This window comes from Gemmatimonas sp. (assembly GCF_041689975.1).
Classification (GTDB): Bacteria; Gemmatimonadota; Gemmatimonadetes; order Gemmatimonadales; family Gemmatimonadaceae; genus Gemmatimonas.
Window position 1 is genome coordinate 22,289 of the sequence record NZ_JBDNFF010000024.1, and the last position, 17,972, is coordinate 40,260.

Annotated in this window: 16 protein-coding genes; 3 read left to right on the forward strand and 13 right to left on the reverse strand. The window is 65.2% G+C overall.

The window, feature by feature from the left end; translation table 11 throughout:
* Window positions 1-19: 19 nt before the first annotated feature.
* From ACESNG_RS01730 to ACESNG_RS01755, 6 genes are read right to left on the reverse strand one after another with little or no spacing between them, the layout of a single operon-like run.
* Window positions 20-886, reverse strand: a complete 867-nt coding sequence (locus tag ACESNG_RS01730; protein WP_373058262.1) for a DUF58 domain-containing protein — start codon at window positions 884-886, stop codon at window positions 20-22.
* A gap of 24 nt (window positions 887-910) precedes the next feature.
* Window positions 911-1,909, reverse strand: coding sequence for an AAA family ATPase (locus tag ACESNG_RS01735; protein ID WP_373067472.1), 999 nt, complete (start codon window positions 1,907-1,909; stop codon window positions 911-913).
* Window positions 1,906-2,244 carry a hypothetical protein gene (locus ACESNG_RS01740; RefSeq protein ID WP_373067474.1) on the reverse strand — a complete coding sequence of 113 codons (339 nt, stop codon included), beginning with the start codon at window positions 2,242-2,244 and terminating at the stop codon, window positions 1,906-1,908. Before ACESNG_RS01740 ends, ACESNG_RS01735 begins: the two co-directional genes overlap by 4 nt.
* A complete protein-coding gene (locus ACESNG_RS01745; RefSeq protein WP_373058256.1) occupies window positions 2,241-2,576 on the reverse strand; it encodes a hypothetical protein in 336 nt (111 codons plus the stop codon). Before ACESNG_RS01745 ends, ACESNG_RS01740 begins: the two co-directional genes overlap by 4 nt.
* 49 nt (window positions 2,577-2,625) lie before the next feature.
* Window positions 2,626-3,894 carry a GAF domain-containing protein gene (locus ACESNG_RS01750; protein WP_373058254.1) on the reverse strand — a complete coding sequence of 423 codons (1,269 nt, stop codon included), beginning with the start codon at window positions 3,892-3,894 and terminating at the stop codon, window positions 2,626-2,628.
* Window position 3,895: 1 nt separating this feature from the next.
* Window positions 3,896-4,606 (reverse strand): SDR family oxidoreductase, encoded by a 711-nt coding sequence (locus tag ACESNG_RS01755; RefSeq protein ID WP_373058252.1) that lies wholly within the window; start codon window positions 4,604-4,606, stop codon window positions 3,896-3,898.
* 311 nt (window positions 4,607-4,917) lie between these two features.
* On the opposite strand from ACESNG_RS01755, the gene ACESNG_RS01760 reads away from it, so the two are divergent.
* Together ACESNG_RS01760 and ACESNG_RS01765 are read left to right on the forward strand one after the other, a co-directional pair.
* The gene (locus tag ACESNG_RS01760) at window positions 4,918-5,892 is read left to right on the forward strand and encodes a phytase (RefSeq protein WP_373067476.1); all 975 of its coding nucleotides are present in this window, start codon (window positions 4,918-4,920) and stop codon (window positions 5,890-5,892) included.
* 29 nt (window positions 5,893-5,921) lie between these two features.
* A complete protein-coding gene (locus tag ACESNG_RS01765; protein WP_373058248.1) occupies window positions 5,922-8,747 on the forward strand; it encodes a TonB-dependent receptor in 2,826 nt (941 codons plus the stop codon).
* Between the two features lie 108 nt (window positions 8,748-8,855).
* Here ACESNG_RS01765 and ACESNG_RS01770 read toward each other — a convergent pair whose 3' ends face one another.
* Together ACESNG_RS01770 and ACESNG_RS01775 are read right to left on the reverse strand one after the other, a co-directional pair.
* Window positions 8,856-9,227 carry a hypothetical protein gene (locus ACESNG_RS01770; RefSeq protein ID WP_373067479.1) on the reverse strand — a complete coding sequence of 124 codons (372 nt, stop codon included), beginning with the start codon at window positions 9,225-9,227 and terminating at the stop codon, window positions 8,856-8,858.
* 14 nt (window positions 9,228-9,241) lie between these two features.
* Window positions 9,242-12,433: a WD40/YVTN/BNR-like repeat-containing protein gene (locus ACESNG_RS01775; RefSeq protein WP_373067481.1), complete on the reverse strand. Its 3,192-nt coding sequence runs from the start codon at window positions 12,431-12,433 to the stop codon at window positions 9,242-9,244.
* A 127-nt stretch (window positions 12,434-12,560) separates the two neighbouring features.
* Here ACESNG_RS01775 and ACESNG_RS01780 point away from each other — a divergent pair, with 127 nt between their 5' ends.
* The gene (locus tag ACESNG_RS01780; protein ID WP_373067484.1) at window positions 12,561-13,052 is read left to right on the forward strand and encodes a GxxExxY protein; all 492 of its coding nucleotides are present in this window, start codon (window positions 12,561-12,563) and stop codon (window positions 13,050-13,052) included.
* Window positions 13,053-13,102: 50 nt separating this feature from the next.
* Here the strand turns inward: ACESNG_RS01780 and ACESNG_RS01785 are convergent, their stop codons facing one another.
* The 5 genes from ACESNG_RS01785 to ACESNG_RS01805 form a co-directional block, all read right to left on the reverse strand.
* The gene (locus tag ACESNG_RS01785; RefSeq protein ID WP_373058240.1) at window positions 13,103-14,449 is read right to left on the reverse strand and encodes a glycine--tRNA ligase; all 1,347 of its coding nucleotides are present in this window, start codon (window positions 14,447-14,449) and stop codon (window positions 13,103-13,105) included.
* A 19-nt stretch (window positions 14,450-14,468) separates the two neighbouring features.
* Window positions 14,469-15,482: a YpdA family putative bacillithiol disulfide reductase gene (locus ACESNG_RS01790; protein WP_373058238.1), complete on the reverse strand. Its 1,014-nt coding sequence runs from the start codon at window positions 15,480-15,482 to the stop codon at window positions 14,469-14,471.
* Window positions 15,479-16,774: an adenylosuccinate synthase gene (locus tag ACESNG_RS01795; RefSeq protein ID WP_373058236.1), complete on the reverse strand. Its 1,296-nt coding sequence runs from the start codon at window positions 16,772-16,774 to the stop codon at window positions 15,479-15,481. The genes ACESNG_RS01790 and ACESNG_RS01795 overlap by 4 nt, the downstream gene beginning before the upstream one ends.
* A 76-nt stretch (window positions 16,775-16,850) precedes the next feature.
* Window positions 16,851-17,354, reverse strand: coding sequence for a DUF456 family protein (locus ACESNG_RS01800; RefSeq protein ID WP_373067487.1), 504 nt, complete (start codon window positions 17,352-17,354; stop codon window positions 16,851-16,853).
* Between the two features lie 8 nt (window positions 17,355-17,362).
* On the reverse strand, window positions 17,363-17,972 hold a 610-nt coding region (locus ACESNG_RS01805), incomplete at its 5' end, for a dihydrodipicolinate synthase family protein (RefSeq protein WP_373067489.1).

Below are 17,972 nucleotides of genomic sequence, written 5' to 3' on the forward strand. Positions count from 1 at the left end.
GACATGCTCCTGACGTGACTCACGTAACCGCCAGCCCTGCCACGACGGCGCGCACGGCACGAGCCGCTGCCACGTCGGTCGAAACTTCGGTGTAGCCCGCGCCGAGCGCACGCCATTGATCGCGCACCTGCGCGCGAAACGCCTCGAATTGCATTGCGTATCCGGTCCGCACGTCGGTGCTGGTCACTCGCCACACGGAGGGATCCTCCGGATCCTGCGCACGAAAGATCCCCTCGGGCAACGCGAGCTCCTCACGCGCCACAATGTGCACGCACTCCAGCATCGCCCCGCCCGCGGCAAGCACCGATGCGTTCTTGATCGTCGCCGCGTGATCGCCAAGGCAGTCGGTCACGAGCACGCAGCGCGTGGTGACCGGGATCTGCATCAGCGCCGACGCCAGCGCGCTCGTGCCACCGGCCCGCAACGTATCCAGCGATCGGGCGATCTCGCGCACGGTTCCACGCCGTGTGCGCGGCGGCATGCGTAACACGCCGTCGGCGTGCAACGCCAGCACGCCGACCGGATCACCCGACGCGTGCGCGACCGCCGATAGTCCGACGGCCACGGCGCACGCCAGTCGCCACTTGCTCATCGCTCCATCTGCGGGGAAGTCCATGCTGGCACTCCCGTCGAGCACGATCCACGTGGGCAGCAGCGCGCGGTCGTCACTGAGTCGCACGAAGGCGCGGTCGCTGCGCGCGAGCAGCTTCCAGTCGAGCGCCCGCGGATCGTCGCCCTGTCTATACAGTCGATACTCCGTGAACTCGCCCGCCGTTCCGCGTTGTCGTGAGCGGTGCGCGCCCGACGCCGCTGCCGCGACAGCGCGCCGTGCCGGCCAGCGCACGCCCCGCAGGGCGTCGAGCAGCGGCCCGTAATCCGCGCTCATCGCTCGCTCATCGCTGCCGTGCGATCAGGCCGGCAGCGCGCTGCCTGGCGCTGCCACGTGCGACAACAGCGCCTCGATGATCGGTTCCGCCGATACGCCGTCCGCTTCGGCCGCGAAGTTCGGCAGAATGCGATGACGCAGCACCGGCATCACGACACGCCGAATGTCGGCCGGCGAGACGGCCGCCCGTCCGGCCAGCAGAGCCGACGCCTTCGCCCCGAGAATCAGCGCCTGCCCAGCGCGCGGTCCGGCGCCCCATCGCACGTACTGGCGCACGATGTTCGGCGCCGTAGCCTCCTGCGGCCGCGTGGCGCGTACGAGCTTGGCCGCATAGGTGAGCACCAGCTCACTGCACGGCAACTCCCGCACAAGGCGCTGCAATGCCAGCGCATCCTCCGCCGAGAACACCGCTTCGATGGGCGCACCGCGTTTGCCGGTGGTCGTGCGCAGAATCGAAATCTCTTCAGCCTCGGTGGGATACTCCACGCGGATGTCGAAGAGAAAGCGATCGAGCTGCGCTTCCGGCAGCGGATACGTGCCTTCCTGCTCAATGGGATTCTGTGTGGCGAGCACGAAGAACGGCTCCGGCAGCTTCATTGTCTTGCCAGCAGCCGTCACGCTGTGCTCCTGCATCGCCTCCAGCAGCGCCGCCTGGGTACGTGGCGGCGCACGATTGATCTCGTCGGCCAGCACGATGTTCGCGAACACCGGACCGTGCACGAACCGAAACGCGCGTGCACCGCCACCGCTTTCTTCGAGTATCTCCGTGCCCGTGATGTCGCTCGGCACGAGATCGGGCGTAAACTGAATGCGGCGGAATTCGAGTTGCAGGGCGTCCGAAAGCGACTTGATCATCAGCGTTTTTGCGAGCCCGGGCACACCGACCAGCAACGCGTGTCCACCGGCTACCAGCGCCATCAGAATCTCGTCGACCACCGCATCCTGACCAACAATGCGCTTTGCAATCTCCCCACGCAGCCGCTGGACGGCCGCGATCAACGACTCTGGCGACCGTTCGCTCACCGAACCGGCCGACGCCGACGCGCCATGACGAACAGCGTCGACGCATTGCGCGCGCCCGCCAACTGCAGCGACTGCGCCTCGTTCGGCACTTCGGCGCCATGCAGCTTCACCATGTAGCTGTCGATCTGCTCGACGTCGGGGAGCAGCAGCGCCATGGCCGCCTGCTTCACGTCGCGCACCGGCGTTTCAGGCGTTGCTTCGACCCGCACGGCGTCCCACACCTCGGCCGCCTGCACACGCACGGTCCACAGTACCGGTGCCTGCTCACTCGCAAGGCGAATGATCTCCGGCCGTACGCGCAGCGAATTCACGAAATGCGTCGTGCTCATCGTCATGCCGAATCCTCCGGCAACGAAGCGACATCAGCGGTCACCAGCACCGGCATCGGCGGTGCCGGCGGCAGTGCATCGAGAAAGCGCGCGACCTGCTGATCGAACATGTACGTCGAACCCGACACCGCGGTGCCGGCGTCCGTGAGGCGCGCCGCGATCACCAACTCCTCGCCGCCCTGACCACGCAGCACGAGGTGCGCCGGGCCCTGCTTTTCGATGAACGTCGCATACACACCACTGCGGCGCGTGAAAAATCTCGCCGCCAACGCGATGACCTCCGCAATGGGCAGCGCCGTGAGGCGTTCCTGCAATTGGCGATTCGACTGCTGATGCATACGGGCGATCCGGAGTGAACGGGAAAACAGGGTGAGCGACGACCGCGTGTCAGAGCTCTGCTTCGACAGGGAAGACCAACGTCCATCCGCCTTCAGCTTCCGACCCATTGGCCGATTCTTCAACGCGCATCTGGCCGCCTAGACGTCCGGCAAGCACGGTGGCCAGCGACTGATCGAGCGCCGTCACCGCCCCACGCACGCCCGCGAACGGATCATGCGCCGGACGCCGCCTGGTATCCTCAAGTATACGTGGAGTCGCTGTGCGAGGTTGATCCCCTGCGGTATCGGTCGTGGTATCGGTCGAGGCATCGCGCCACCCCACCTGGAGCGCGATGAAGCCACTCCCCAGTCGTACGCCCGTATTCACGGTTCCACCCTCCACACACGCCGACCGTACCGCCAGCCCCACCACGAGTTCCAGGAGACGGGAGAGCCAGGGAAGGTCCCCACGGATCAAGGGCAGGAGCACCGTTGGCTCGTCCACGTGGATGGGCACCATGGGAGCCCGCGCCCGCCACATCGCGACCGCCGCAAGCAGTGGTTCGCGCGGGTCCACATCCGCCATCGCCGCGGAGAAATCATGGCGGGTGACCAGATCGTAGTCTCGGGCCGCCACCGCCAACGCGTGCACAGCCGACAGGCGCAGCGACGCGTCGCTGGTGTCGTCAGGCGAGGCCAACGTCAGTAGCGCCGACACCACGCCGTGTACCGTCTGGTCTCGAGCGCGCTCGGCGCTATTCCATACCGCAGCCTGTCGCTCCAGCTGTGCATTCGCCTCGGCCAGCGCCGCGTTCGCGCGGCGCAGCGCGTCGGTGCGCCGTGACTTGTCCGTCGCTGCCGCCAGCTGATCGGCCACCACTCGCACCAGCGCACGCTGCTCCTCACGGACGTGCGTGGCATCGGCAAAGTAGAACGTGACGGCGCCGATGGGTCCGTCTGCTGTTTCCATCGGTGCGGCGATAATCGACCGGAATCCGAGCTCCACGGCCACCTCGTGCCACACCCCGAGCGCCTCATCGGCCAGGAGATCCGCGACTTCCACCAACCGTCGCTCAGCCACCGCGACCCCACTGGGTCCGTCACCGACACGTACGCGCAGGGCGCCGATCCAGTGCCGATGCTTCGACGGCCATTCGTGCTGTGCCACCGGCCGCAGCAGTTCGCCGTCGTCGCTGAGTTCCATCACCAGCGAGAACGTCGCACCGAGAATCGGCGTGACCCGATCGAGGGCGAACTGTTGCACATCACTCGGACGATCAGCCAAGAGAAAGGCGTGCGCGATCTCGCGCACCGCCAACAATTCGCGCGCGTCGCTCACCTCAGGACGCCCGGGGGCGCTTGGGCGAGAGCGGGCGCACCTCGAGCCGATGCACGAGCATATGCGGCGGCGCCTCGATCGCGAATCCGACAGCATCCGCCACGTTCTTCGGCTCGAGCATCCACGTCCGATCCGTGCCGGCGGGGAACAGGTCGGTATCCACCGAGCCCGGCGTGATCACCGACACGCCCACGCCGGCATCCCGCACCTCCAGCATCAGCGACTCCGCGAAGCCCATCACGAAGTGCTTCGTGCCGGTGTAGCAGGTGCCGCCCACAAAGGTGTTGCGTCCGGCAATACTGCCGATGATGCACACGTGCCCGTGACCGCGCGCCACCATCCCGGGCAGCACCGCGCGCGTCACGTGATACAGCGCGTTCACATTGACGTCCACCTGACGATGCCACTCCTCGGCGGTCATCTCGAGAAACGGCTTCATGACAGCGACGCCAGCGTTGTTGACCAGCACATCGACGTGAAGGTCCGTCAGCCGCTGCGCCGTGACCAGCGCCTTCTGCACATCGGCCGCGATGCACTGCACGCGCGACCCCAGTACCTCGCACTCACCGGCAACCGCCGCCAGCAGCGACTCGTCGCGCGCCACGAGAATCAGATCATGTTTTGGCGCGAGCCGGAGCGCGATGGCGTGTCCGATACCTCGTGTTGCGCCGGTAATGAGCGCCACGGGGCGGGGCTGAGTGGAAGGAGTCACAGAGGGAGTCATACTTGAAAGCTACGTCTGGACCGTGCACAGGAAAGCCGCCGAACGGAAAGCCGCCGATACACAACCGTGACAAGCTCGTCGTCTCTACGTCACCGAGTATCGGGAACTTCCTCCTCTTCAGTCTGCCGGCACGAGGCCGGGCAGCGTCCTTCTGCTCCATCTCCGTGCAACCGTTCTCGTTGGCCGCCTGGGCCACTCTCGGGCTCTCGCTCGCCGCCTGTCGCAGCGGGGAATCACCCCAGTCCTCGGCGACTCCCGCCCCCCCCTCGTCCACCGCAGGAGCGTCGGCCGCCGACACGATGCGCCCGGTCGTCGTTACTGCGGCCGTGCTCAACGACTCGGATGACCCGGCAATCTGGATCGACACGCTGAATCCGGCCCGTTCCCTAGTGATCGGTACCGACAAGGGTGACAGCACCGGCGGACTGTACGTGTTCACGCTGGACGGGAAGATCGACACCACCCGCACGCGGCGTCCGCTCGAGCGCCCGAACAACGTCGACATCGTCACTGGCGTGTCGTTGAACGGAAAGCTGATCGATATCGCCGTCGCGGCCGAACGCGGCACCATGTCACTGCGGATCTTCCGGCTGCCCGACATGACGCCCATCGACGGCGGAGGCATCGCCGTGTTCGACGGTGACGCCACACGCGCGCCGATGGGGATCGCGATGTATCGCCGTCCGCGCGACGGCGCCGTGTTCGCCATCGTGGGCGGAAAGAGCGGACCGGCTGACGGTTATTTGTGGCAATACCGCCTCACGGACGTCGGCAACGGCACCCTCACCGCCAAGCGGGTGCGCGCCTTCGGCACGTACAGCGGCAAGAAAGAGATCGAGGCGATCGCCGTTGATCAGCAGTTGGGCTTCGTCTACTACAGCGACGAAACGGTCGGCATCCGGAAGTACCACGTCGATCCCGATCGCGCTGACGCCGCCAAGGAACTCGCGCTCTTCGGCACCACCGGATTCGTGAGTGATCACGAAGGCATCGCCGTGTACCCCACCAGCGATTCGACCGGCTACCTCGTGATCTCCGATCAGCAAGGTCAGCGCATACAGCTGTTCGCCCGCGAGGGTGCCGCCGGCGCACCGCATTCGCATGTCACGCTCGCCACGATCCCGGTGACGGCACAGGAAACCGACGGCCTCGAGGTCACGGCTCGTGCGCTCTCGCCCGCGTTTCCTGAAGGAATGCTCGTGATGATGTCCACCGACAAGACGTTCCACTTCTACGATTGGCGCGACGTCCGCAAGCGCCTTCCTCCAAACTGATCACTTCGATGCAACTATCGCTTCGTAGCATGGCTTTCGGTCTGTTACTCGCCGGTGCGCCGCTCGGCGCGCAGGGCGTCGTCACTGGAACCGTGACCGGCCCCAATGGACGCCCGCTCTCAGGCGTTCTCGTGTTGATCGACGGTACCAACATCCGGGCCGCCACCGATCAGGGGAAGTACCGCGCCATCAACGTCCCGTCCGGCGCTCGCACGCTGACGTTCCGGTATATCGGCTATCAGCCGGCGTCGAAGTCCGTGACGGTCGAGAATGGCAAGACGGCGACGCTCGACGTCAAGTTGGCCGATGTGGTCACGAGCCTGTCGGCTGTTGAAGTCCGCGGCACGGTGGTCGGACAGGCGTCGGCGCTCAATCAGCAGCGCACGTCGCCGACCATCTCGAGCGTCATCGACAACGATCTGGTCGGACGTCTCCCCGATCCAAACATGGCGGAAGCACTGGCGCGCGTCCCCGGCATCGCCGTGGTACGTGACCAGGGTGAAGGCCGCTTCGTGCAGATTCGCGGCACCAGCGCCGACCTCAACTCGATGTCGCTGAACGGCATGCGCGTCAGCACCCCCGAGCAGAACAACCGCCAGTTGCCCATGGACGTGATTCCGTCCGACCAGGCCGCGCAGATCCAGGTCTCCAAGACGCTCACGCCGGACATGGATGCCGACGCCATCGGCGGCAACGTGAACATCGTGACGCGGAGCGCGCGCGCGAACCAGCCGCTGCTCAACGCCACCATCGCCGGCGGCCAGAACCAGCTCGGTGGCGGCGCGCTCATCAACGCCGGCGCGAATGCCGGCAAGCGCTTCGGCAAGTCACAAAAGTTCGGCGCCATGTTCGGTGGTACGTATTATCGGAATGACCGCGCTTCACAGAACGTCGAAGGCGATTGGTGCTCACAGACCCGCAACTGCGGTGTGGCCCCATCGCTCACGTCGCTCGATGCCCCGAACCTGCTCGAACTCCGCGACTATCCGCAGGTCAATCGCCTGCGCAACGGTGTGAACGGCACCCTCGACTACCTGCTCGGCCAGAACAGCAAGCTGTTCCTGCGTGGCACCTGGAACCAGTTTTCCGACGACGAAGTCCGCGCTCGTGCGCGCTTCCGCTTCCGTGGCGGCAGCGGCTCGCGCTGGAACCAGGTCGGCGCCGACTCCGGTACTACCACCGGTTCACAGTTCGACCGCGACATCCGCCTGCGCAAGGTGATTCAGGACATCTACACGGCGCAGTTCGGCGGTGAACACTTCTCCGCCAGCGGCAAGTCGCTCGACTGGACCGTCGGTACGTCAGTCGCCCGTGAAGAGCGTCCCAACGTGCTCACGATGGCGTTCCGTCAGAGCAACATGACCCTCGGCTACAACTTCGAGACGCCCGACAAGCCGCGCGCGAACGTCGTCGTCGGTTCGTTCGACGATCCGACGCGCTTTCCGTTCAACAGTCTCGTGCGCGAAGTCCGCAACACGAAGGATGATGACGTAAGCGCGAAGGTGAACGGCTCGCTCCCCGTCACGTTCGGCCGCTTCACCGGCTTGCTCAAGGCCGGCGCTTCGGCGCGCCTCAAGAACCGCAGCAACTCGCTCCAGAACACGACATTCACCAGCGCCGTCGGCACCAACTCCCTCGGTGCCACCAACGCCACGCTGATGTCGGCGCTCACCACGGAAACGAGCGGTCGGGCGATCCTCGATGACTACAACTTCGGCCGCACGTTCGACGCTGGGAAAATGCGTGACTTCATCGGCGCGAACCCGGGCGCCTTTACGATGAATACGCTCACGTCGCAGACGGTTTCGGCCGGTGGTACGTATACCGTTGGTGAGGATGTGTACGCGGGCTACGTCATGGCTTCGCTCGATGTCGGGAAGCTGCATATTGTGCCTGGTGTTCGTATCGAAGTCACCCGAACGAGCAACACCGCGAAGATCGTGGCGCTCAACACCGCCGGTACGGCCCTTGCCCGCCCCGTCACCGACACCCTCGGCTCGACGAGCTACGCGAATGCGTTCCCGTCGATCAACGCAACCCTCCGCCTCGACGAGTACACGAACATCAAGGCGGCGGTAACCACCGCTCTCGTTCGCCCGCAGTTCCGCGACATGGCGCCGTACGTGAATGTGCAGGCGGGGCAGCAGACGGCGTCGATCGGTAACCCGGCGCTCGAAGCGACCACGGCCATCAGCTACGACATCATGGTCGAGCGGTACTTCCGCACCGTCGGCTTCGTCGCGGCCGGCGCGTTCGCGAAGGACCTGACGAACTTCATCTTTTCCACCGCGCGCCCGCGGACCCCGGAAGATGCCGTCGGCCCCGACGCGACGCAGATCACCCAGCCGGTGAACGGTCCGACTGCACGCCTGTATGGATTCGAAGTGGCGTGGCAGCAGAACCTCACGTTCCTCCCGGGCTTGCTCTCCGGACTCGGGCTCAACGCGAACTACACCTACACGCAATCTGACGCGAAAATTCCCGGCCTCGGTCGTACCGGTGTGACCGCACCGCTCCCCGGACAGACGGGCAACGCCGGCAACCTCGGCATCTTCTTCGACCGCGGGCCAATTTCGCTCCGGACCGGCGCGAACTATTCCGGCGCCTTCCTCTCGACGATCAACCCGACCACGCCCGAAGCCGATACCCGCACGAAGTCGCGCCTGCAGGTCGACGCCTCGGGCTCCTTCAAGATCCGCGACAATGTCAAGCTCTTCGGCGAGTTCATCAACCTCACCAACACCCCGCTCCGCGCCTTCGTCGGCGATCGAGAGAACCGCGGTGGTGGCGGTGACGACCCGTCGTTCGAAGCGTACAAGTCCTGGGGCATGATCGGTATCCGCATCGAACGCTGAGCCAACACCACGTAGCAGCGCCAATGTGTCATTGAGTGAAAATCGACGGGCCCCGGGGTCGGCTTGACATCGCCGTCCGGGGCCCGTCTGCTTTGTGCGCCCGCGGCGTTACTGCAAATTCATCAGCCGCTTTGCCAGATTCGCGACCGGCGCATTCGGATGTCGTGTGAAGGTGCCGATCCACTCGCGCGTGTCGTCACTCTTGAGCCGCGATCCCAGTTCGAGGGCGCAGGTGAGTTCGGCCTGCGTTTCCGCTTCTGCCGCCGCTTGCTGATAAAGCCTCAGGCCGAACTTGTAGGCCGTGCGGCTGGCCAGTAAATCGACGGCGACAGGCAGCGGAATCGCCAACGCCTGCTCGCCATCTCCGCGCACGAACGCCGGATTGCGCACGTCGATACAGCCCTGCATGGCGTTCATTGCAGTCGTAGCAAGGCTCGGTCCGCATCCAGTGCACAGCGCGAGCGCGCCGAGCGCCGACATGATCAGGCGCGGCTTCACGGCGTCACCACGCAGCCCGCCACAACCGTGCACTTCGGGTCCAGCGCCGGCAGGTGGAGTCGCTTCAGCTCCGCGTTCACGGCGGAGAGATCAACCTTCCACACGGTCTCGAGCTTCGTGGTGTGGCCACCGAGTTCCTTGGTGAGGATGGCGAGGATCTCCGGCATGTAGGTGCCCGGCGGGCCATCCCCACGCTCCGACATCGACAGCAGGTTCGCCAGACGGTTGTTCACACGGATCGGGTAATTCAGCGGGTCCTGTCCGCTCTGATTCTTCACCTGATACACCTGTTCTTCCACACCCGATGCGTTGGTCTTGAGCGTGCCGCCCTTCTCCGCCAGCGCTGCATCCTGACTGCGCTTGAGGCGATCCTCCAGTTGTTCCTTCACGCGGCGAATCTCGATCACCGCCTTCTGCGCTTCGTTGGTCGCGTCACGCACCTGCTTGCCGAACGCATACTGCGCGCGGAGGTCGGCATTCGTGACCTCGGGCAACAGCGGGCTGCGCGCAATGGTCATCGGCGCGTTCAGCGTCTTGCCATCGGCCGTGAGTCGCACGGTGTAGCGACCCGGCGGAATCGCTGGACCAGCCGTGCCAGCGCCCCAGAGAATCATCCCCGGGAAGCTTTCAATGCCGGTGGCGCGCATGTCATAGGTAAAGCGCGACAGTCCCGCGGTCAGCGGGAACGACGACGATGTACCACGGCGGCGGCCAAGAGCACCGGCGGTCGCCGACGTCGCGGTGTCACCGGTCAGTTCACGCAGCACCGCACCCGTGGAATCGAGAATAGACAATGTCGCGCGCTTCGGCGCCGTTTTGAACGTCCAGCTCATCGGTACACCGCCGCTCGAGCGGATGCCGACCGGCGGCGCAAACAGATGCGCATCAGCCGTCAGCACCGCCGGCGTCGCCTGACGCAGCGGCGCCACATTATCGAGCACCCAGAAGCCGCGACCATGGGTCGCGATCACGAGGTCGTTCGCTTCCACCACCAGGTCGGAGATCGGCGTGTCGGGCATGTTGAGTTTGAGGCTCTGCCAGTTCGCGCCGTCATCGTACGAGAGGTACACCCCGTGCTGCGTGGCCGCGTACAACAGCCCCTTTCGTGCCGGATCTTCGCGCACCGCGTGCACGTAGTCCTCGGCGCCCAGTCCGTTCACGATCTTCGTCCAGGTCTTGCCGTAGTCGGTCGTGCGGAAGATGTACGGCGCGCGATCGTTCAGCAGCGGCCGACGCACCGACATGTACATCGTGCCCGCGTCGAACGCCGACGCATCGATCTGCGAGACACGACCGAAATCCGGCATGTCCTTCGGGGTCACATTGGTCCACGTCACGCCGCCGTTGCGCGTCACGTGCACCAGACCGTCGTCGGAACCGGTCCAGATCACGTTCACGTCTTTCTTGCTCGGCCCGACGGAGAAGATCACGCCGTACACCTCGGGACCGTTCATGTCGCCCGTGATCGGTCCACCGGACTTCTCCTGCGTTTCCGGCGCGTGACGCGTGAGGTCACCGCTCAGCACCTTCCACGTGCGCCCGCCATCGAGCGTACGCCAGAGGCGCTGCGAAGACACGAACAGCATCTTCGGGTTGATCGGAGAGTACAGGATCGGGAACGTCCACTGCCACCGTTCCTTGATGTCCTTCGACGGCTCACCCGAGTAGAACCACGGATACGGATTCACTTCGCGCGACAGGCCCGTCTTCTTGTTGAACTTGTCGACATAGCCACCGTTGTTCGTGCCGGAGAAAAAGATGTCCGGATCGAGCGGATCGGCCGCGATGTAGCCGGGCTCACCACCGCCCACCTGATACGACACCGCCAGACCGCCCGCCGTCTGCTGCGCACCGTTCGGCCGGCCGAAGTTCCACTGCGACGGCGTGCACAGCGTGCTGTTGTCCTGCTGCGACCCGCACACGTGGTACGGGATGTGCTTGGTCGTGATCACGTGGTACCACTGCTCGGTCGGAAAATCCTGTTCGGTCCACTTGCCGCCAGTGTTCGTCGTGACCGCGCCACCGCCGTCATTGGCGCCGACGAGGTGTGTCGGATCGCTCGGATCGATCCACAGGTCATGGTGGTCGCCGTGCGTGCCGTTGCCGATGCTGGTCAGCGTGTTGCCCGCGTCGGCCGAGCGGAACAGCGACGTATTCTGTGCATACACGACGTCGGCATTCTTGTGATCAGCGAACAAGTGCGTGTAGTAGAACGCCCGCTGACGGATGTTGCGGTCGCTGTTCACCAGCGTCCACGTGGCACCCGCGTCGTCGCTCTTGAACAGGCCACCATTGTCGTTCTCGATCAGCGCGTATACGCGATTCGAATTCGCCGCCGTGAGCGCAACGCCGATACGGCCCACGAGACCCGACGGCAGTCCCTTGTTGCGCGTGAGCTCGGCCCACGTCTCGCCACCGTCGGTGCTCTTGAACAGGCCGGAGCCCGGTCCGCCCGACGACATCTGATATTCCTTGCGGTACGCTTCCCACATGGCCGCGTACATCACACTCGGGTTGTTGCGGTCGAGGGCGATATCGATCGCGCCGGACTTGTCGTCGCGGAACAGCACCTTCCGCCACGTCTTCCCACCATCGGTGCTCTTGAACACACCACGCTCGACGCTCGGCACGCTGTACTTGCCGAACACGGCCGCGTACACGATGTCCGGGTTCGTGGGATGGACACGGATCTTCGAGATCGCGTCCACCGTTTGGAAGCCCATGTGCGCCCATGTCTTGCCGGCGTCGGTGCTCTTGTAGATGCCGTCGCCGGGCATGATGTTGCCGCGGATCGCCGACTCACCCATGCCGATGTACACGATGTCGGGATTGCTCTCGCTCACCGCCACCGCACCGACCGACGCACTCGTGATCTGGCCGTCCGTGACCGGCGCCCAATTCTCACCGCCATCAGTGGTTTTCCAGAGCCCGCCACCGACCGCGCCGAAATACGCCTCGTTCTTCCGACCAACCACACCACTGGCCGCAATCGATCGGCCGCCGCGACCCGGGCCGATGTTGCGCCACCGGAATGATTTGAGCAGCGTCGAATCCAGCGTCACTGGCGCCAGCGGCACCACGCGGGCGGGCGCGGACGCCGGCTTGGTCGGCGCCTTTTGCGGAGGCTGTGTGAGCGCCGCCGGAACGGACAGCGCCGTGATAAACAGGAAAGGTCGAAGTGGAAGCATGGTCGGGAAGGAGGAGGCTGAGCACCGCAGGGCCGCCCGCGTGCAGGCGGCACCCGTACGTTGCAGACTGGGCCACGAGATGGCAACTCGCTGACGGGTCCATGACGGCCGGTCCGAAGATTCCCGTATGCCGCCGATCAATCAGATCACCGCCGACATCATCGACGCCTCGATCCACATCCACGCCGACCTGGGCCCGGGCCTGTTCGAATCGGCCGACGAAGAGCTGCTGACCGCCGAACTTGGGCGCCGCGGGTTAAGTGTGCAGCGACAGCTCGTGATCCCATTCGAGTACCGGGGTACGAAAATCGAATTCGGCTTCCGGATAGACATACTGGTCGAAGGGCGAGTACCCGTAGAACTCAAGTGCACCGAACGCCCGGCGCCCATTCACCTGCGACAATTGCTGACTTATCTCCGACTCATGAAGCTGCCCGTCGGCCTTCTCGTCAATTTCGGAGGCGAGCGCCTCATCGACGGCGTGCAACGCATCGTCAACGGCTACGTCGACGAGCAAGTAGATCACGCTGAAACGATCACGCTGAGGTCACAGAGGCGCAGAGGTCACAGAGAAAATCTTTGTCTCTGCGTTCTCTGCGACCTCTGCTTCTTTGCGTGATCTTTTCAGCAGCCTGTGTGTGATCAGTTCCAACGATCTGTCCGCAGAACTCACCCCACCAGCTTCGCCGCCAGGTAGCCCTTGAGCTGACTCACGTCCACGCGATCCTGCGCCAGAGTATCGCGATCGCGCACCGTGACGGTCTGATCCGACGTGCTCTGACCGTCGACCGTGATGCAGAACGGCGTGCCTACTTCGTCCTGACGACGGTAGCGCTTGCCGATCGAGCCCGACTCGTCGTAGTCCATCGGGAACGCCATGCGCAGGTCGTTCATGATGTTCTTCGCCATCTCCGGCTGACCGTCCTTCTTGGTGAGCGGGAAGATCGCGACCTTGATCGGCGCGATGGACGCATGCAGCCCCAGCACCACGCGGCCTTCGTCTTCGCCGTCCACCGATTCTTCGCGATACGCGTTCACCAAGGCCGCCAGCGTGACGCGATCGGCACCGACTGACGTTTCAATCACGTACGGCACGTAGCGCTTGTTGTTCTGTTGGTCGTAGTACTCGAGCTTCTTGCCGGAGAACTGCTGGTGCTGCGAGAGATCGAAGTCGCCGCGATTGTGCACGCCTTCGATTTCCTGGAAGCCGAGCGTGCCGCCGAAGTCGAACGTCACATCGAACGCCGCACGCGCATAGTGCGCAAGCTCACCGGCGCCGTGCTGATGGAACTGCAGACGCTCCGGCGAAAGGCCGAGCGCGAGATGCCACTCCATGCGGAGCTGCTTCCACTGCTCGAACCACTCCATATCCGTGCCCGGCTCGACGAAGAACTGCATCTCCATCTGCTCGAACTCGCGCGTGCGGAAAATGAAATTGCCCGGCGTGATCTCGTTGCGGAACGCCTTGCCGATCTGCGCGATGCCGAACGGTACCTTCTGACGCATGCTCTGCTGCACGTTCAGGAAGTTCACGAAGATGCCCTGCGCCGTTTCCGGACGCAGGTACACGATGCTCGCGCTCTCCTCGAGCGCGCCCATGTACGTCTTGAACATCAGGTTGAAGTTGCGCGCTTCCGTGAGCTGACAGGCGTCATGCTGGCCCGGCTGCTTGCTCGGCTTCTGCGGGCAACGCGCGTCTTCCAGCTTGTCGGCGCGGAAACGGCCCTTGCACGTCTTGCAGTCCACCAGCGGGTCCACGAAACCGGCCACGTGGCCGCTCGCTTCCCACGTGCGCGGGTGCATCAGGATCGCCGCATCGAGTCCTTCGATGTCGTCGCGCGAACGCACCATCGCGTTCCACCAGCGATCCTTGATGTTCTTCTTGAGTTCGACACCGAGTGGACCATAGTCCCACACCGAGCCCGTGCCACCGTAGATCTCGGAGGACTGGAAGATGAAGCCGCGTCGCTTGCACAGCGACACCAGCTTGTCCATCACGTCGGGTTGGGAAGCCATCGGAACCGAAGAGTTGAAGTCAGGAAAGAATATGCCGCACGATCGGGTCACCGTGATCCCGGCCGTTTTCGATGAAGATACGGTTCGCCGAGAGCCCGGATGCGATCACACCCGCAAGGTAGATACCCGCGACCGGCGTGGCCATCGTGAGCGGGTTGTGCGATGGGATGCCGCTCACCGGCTCGATCGGCACGCCCACCGCCTCCAGTAGTCCGGTTTCCGGCAGATAGCCCGTCATCGTGTACACCTGCGTGGCCGGCACGCGCATCTCGCCATCGGGGCCGACCACCACCACGGCATCCGGCTCGATCGCGATCACACGGCTTTCGTAGTGAGCCTGAATGCTGCCCTCGTGAATGCGCGCCTCGATTTCCGGACGCACCCACGGTTTCACGCCGTTGTCGAGCGTAGCCCCCACGTGCACCATCGTCACGTGAGCGCCGGCCCGGTACATGTCGAGCGCTGCGTCCACGGCCGAGTTGCCACCGCCCACGATCACGACCGGCTCGCGCCACGCCTCGTGCCCTTCCACGTACCCGTGCCGCACGTGCGGCAACGACTCGCCCGGCACCTGCAGCAAATTCGGACGGCCAAAGTAGCCCGTCGCGATGATCACCGCATGCGCCGCCGTTTCCAGCACTTCACCACTGCGCTTTACGCTGCGCAACAGCCACCGCGCCGCCCGTTCCGGGGCGGGCTCGCCGGCCGGCGGGTCGAGGCGCACGGGGCGCATCGATTCCACCGTCTCATACTGCCGAATGGGCACGTCGTACAGCGACGCTACCCCTCGGTAGTAGGCCAGCGCATCACGTCGGGTCGGTTTGGCCTCCGCGATCAGGAACGGCACGCCGCCGATCGCGATGCGCTCAGCCGTGCTGAAGAACGTCATGTACGTCGGGTAGCTCGCGATGCCGTGCACGATGCAGCCGCGATCGAACACCGCCACCGACAGGCCACCACGAATCGCCGCGATCGCCGCTGCCAAGCCGCACGGTCCCGCACCAACGATGGCGACATCTACGAACGTCGTCATGCGACGACCGCGTGAACTCCAATGATCTGGTCGCGACGGGTTCCCACGCTCACGTACGCAATGGGCGTCTCGCACAGCTGCTCGAGACGATCCAGATAGGCCCGTGCCGCGGCCGGCAGGTCTTCCAGCTTCCGCGCGTCCTGCGTGGAACTGTTCCACCCCGGCATCGTCTCGTACACCGGCTCGGCGTGCTCCAGCAGCTGGAGATCGGCCGGGAATTCGGTGTGCACTTCCCCGTTGATGCGATAGCCAGTACACACCATCAACGCGTCGAGCGTGTCCAGCACGTCGAGCTTGGTGATCGCCAGCGCCGTGAGACCATTCACGCGCGCCGCGTAGCGCACCACCACGCCATCGAACCAGCCGCAGCGACGGGCGCGGCCCGTCGTCGCACCGAACTCGTGACCGAGTGTGCGCACCTGTGTCTGCAGCGGTTCGGCGAACTCGGTCGGCAACGGGCCGTGGCCCACGCGCGTCGTGTACGCCTTCACCACGCCGAGCGCGCACTGCAACGACATCGGTGAAATGCCGACACCGGTAGCCGCGCCGCCCACCGTCGTGTTACTCGACGTCACGAAGGGATACGTGCCATGGTCGATATCCAGCATCGAACCCTGCGCTCCCTCGAGCAGCACCGCCGCACCACTCTTGATCGCGCGATGCACGCACAGCCCCACGTCTTCGGCCAGCCCGAGCAGGCGCGGCGACAGCGCGTCGAGCACGGCGATGGTCTCGCTGACGGAGGCACGCACGTCGGATCCCGAGCGCTCGAGCTGCGCATTGGCACGATCCACGCCGGCGGTCACGAGTTCACGCAGACGCGCCGGATTGCGGAGATCGAGCACGCGCACACCACGGCGCGCGACCTTGTCTTCGTAGGCCGGACCAATGCCCCGACCGGTTGTGCCAATCGCCTTGCTGGCCGCGCTCGCCTTGTCCACCAGCTTGTGGTATGGCATCACGAGATGGGCGCGCTCACTGACGTACAGCCGCCCCTCCACGTCCACGCCGTCGGCGATCAGCTCGTCGACTTCCGTGAACAGCGTTTCCGGATCCATGACCACGCCATTGCCGATGGCGCACCGTACGCCAGGATGCAGAATGCCGCTGGGGATCTGGTGCAGGATGAAGGATTTGTCGCCGATATGCACGGTGTGACCCGCGTTGGCGCCGCCTTGATAGCGAACGACCCAATCGGCCTTCTCGGCCAGGACGTCCACCAGCTTGCCCTTCCCTTCATCGCCCCACTGCGCGCCCACCACTACGACGGTGCGCGTCGTCGAATCGAACATGCGTGTCGGTCTCCGGCGGCCCCGCGGCCGCGCACAAAAAACGCCCCGCGGACGATCCGCAGGGCGTTGAGGAAATCTAGCTTCCCACGACCGCCGCCGCCATGACCAACACGGCCACAACCACGCCGATTCCCACTTTGGCCGCCGCGGCCACCACTCGTCCCACCAAAGCGCCCGTGGCCACGCGCACCGGTGCGCCGCGCTCGCCTCTCGCCACCGACAGCTCGGCCACCAGCGCCCCCAGGAACGCGCCGGCGAAGGCGCCGACGAGAGAACCCACCACCGGCACCGGAATGCCCACCACGGCCCCTGCCAAGCCTCCTATGACCGCTCCCCACGACGCACGGCGGGAGCCACCGTACTTCCGGGTGTAGCGCGCCGAGATCGTGACCTCGAGCACCTCGGCCACCACCACCAGCACCCCGGCTCCGGCCATCGTCCAGAGCCCAATGCCGCCCGTCGGCACCAGCACCCAGTGGAGCAGTGCGGCGCCCAGCATCACCCACAATCCGGGCAGGCCAAAGGGAATCAGGACGAGTCCGCCAGCCAGTGCGGCGCCAAGCAGAAATAGGGTTGCCATACCACGGACTACGTCGGCAGCAGCCCCGCTGTTTCGAGACGCGCCCGCACGATCGCTCGCTCGTCGGCGTTCGCGGCCAGTAGCGGACTGCGCGGCGCACCGCCGTGCAGTCCCACGAGGTCCAGCGCGGCCTTGATGCCAGCCGGGCCCATGGCACCGGCAATGTCCGTCGCCAGCGGGGCCAGACGCGCCTGCAACGCGGTCGCGCTGTCCACGTCGCCCGCGCGGAAGGCGTTCACCATCTCCCGCACGAGCGGGCCGGCGTACAGCGCAATCGCCAAAATGGCGCCCGCCGCGCCCGCCGCCAGCGCCGGCACCACCGTCGCGCCGCTACCGGTCAGCACGCGGAAGTTCGGCCCCTGCGACTCGAGGTACTGCGTGAAGACCGGGAGGTTGCCCGCACTGTCCTTCATGCCGATCACGTTCTCGTGCTGCGCCATCTCGTGCACGAACGTGGGGCTCAGCACCAGATGGGCATACGCCGGCATGTTGTACAACAGTACCGGCAACGGACTCGCGTCGGCGACCGCGCGGAAATGCGCCAGCAACGCCGGCTCCGTCATTCGCTTCAGGAAGTAGTGCGGCGAGATCACCAGCGCTGCCGTCGCGCCTACGGCC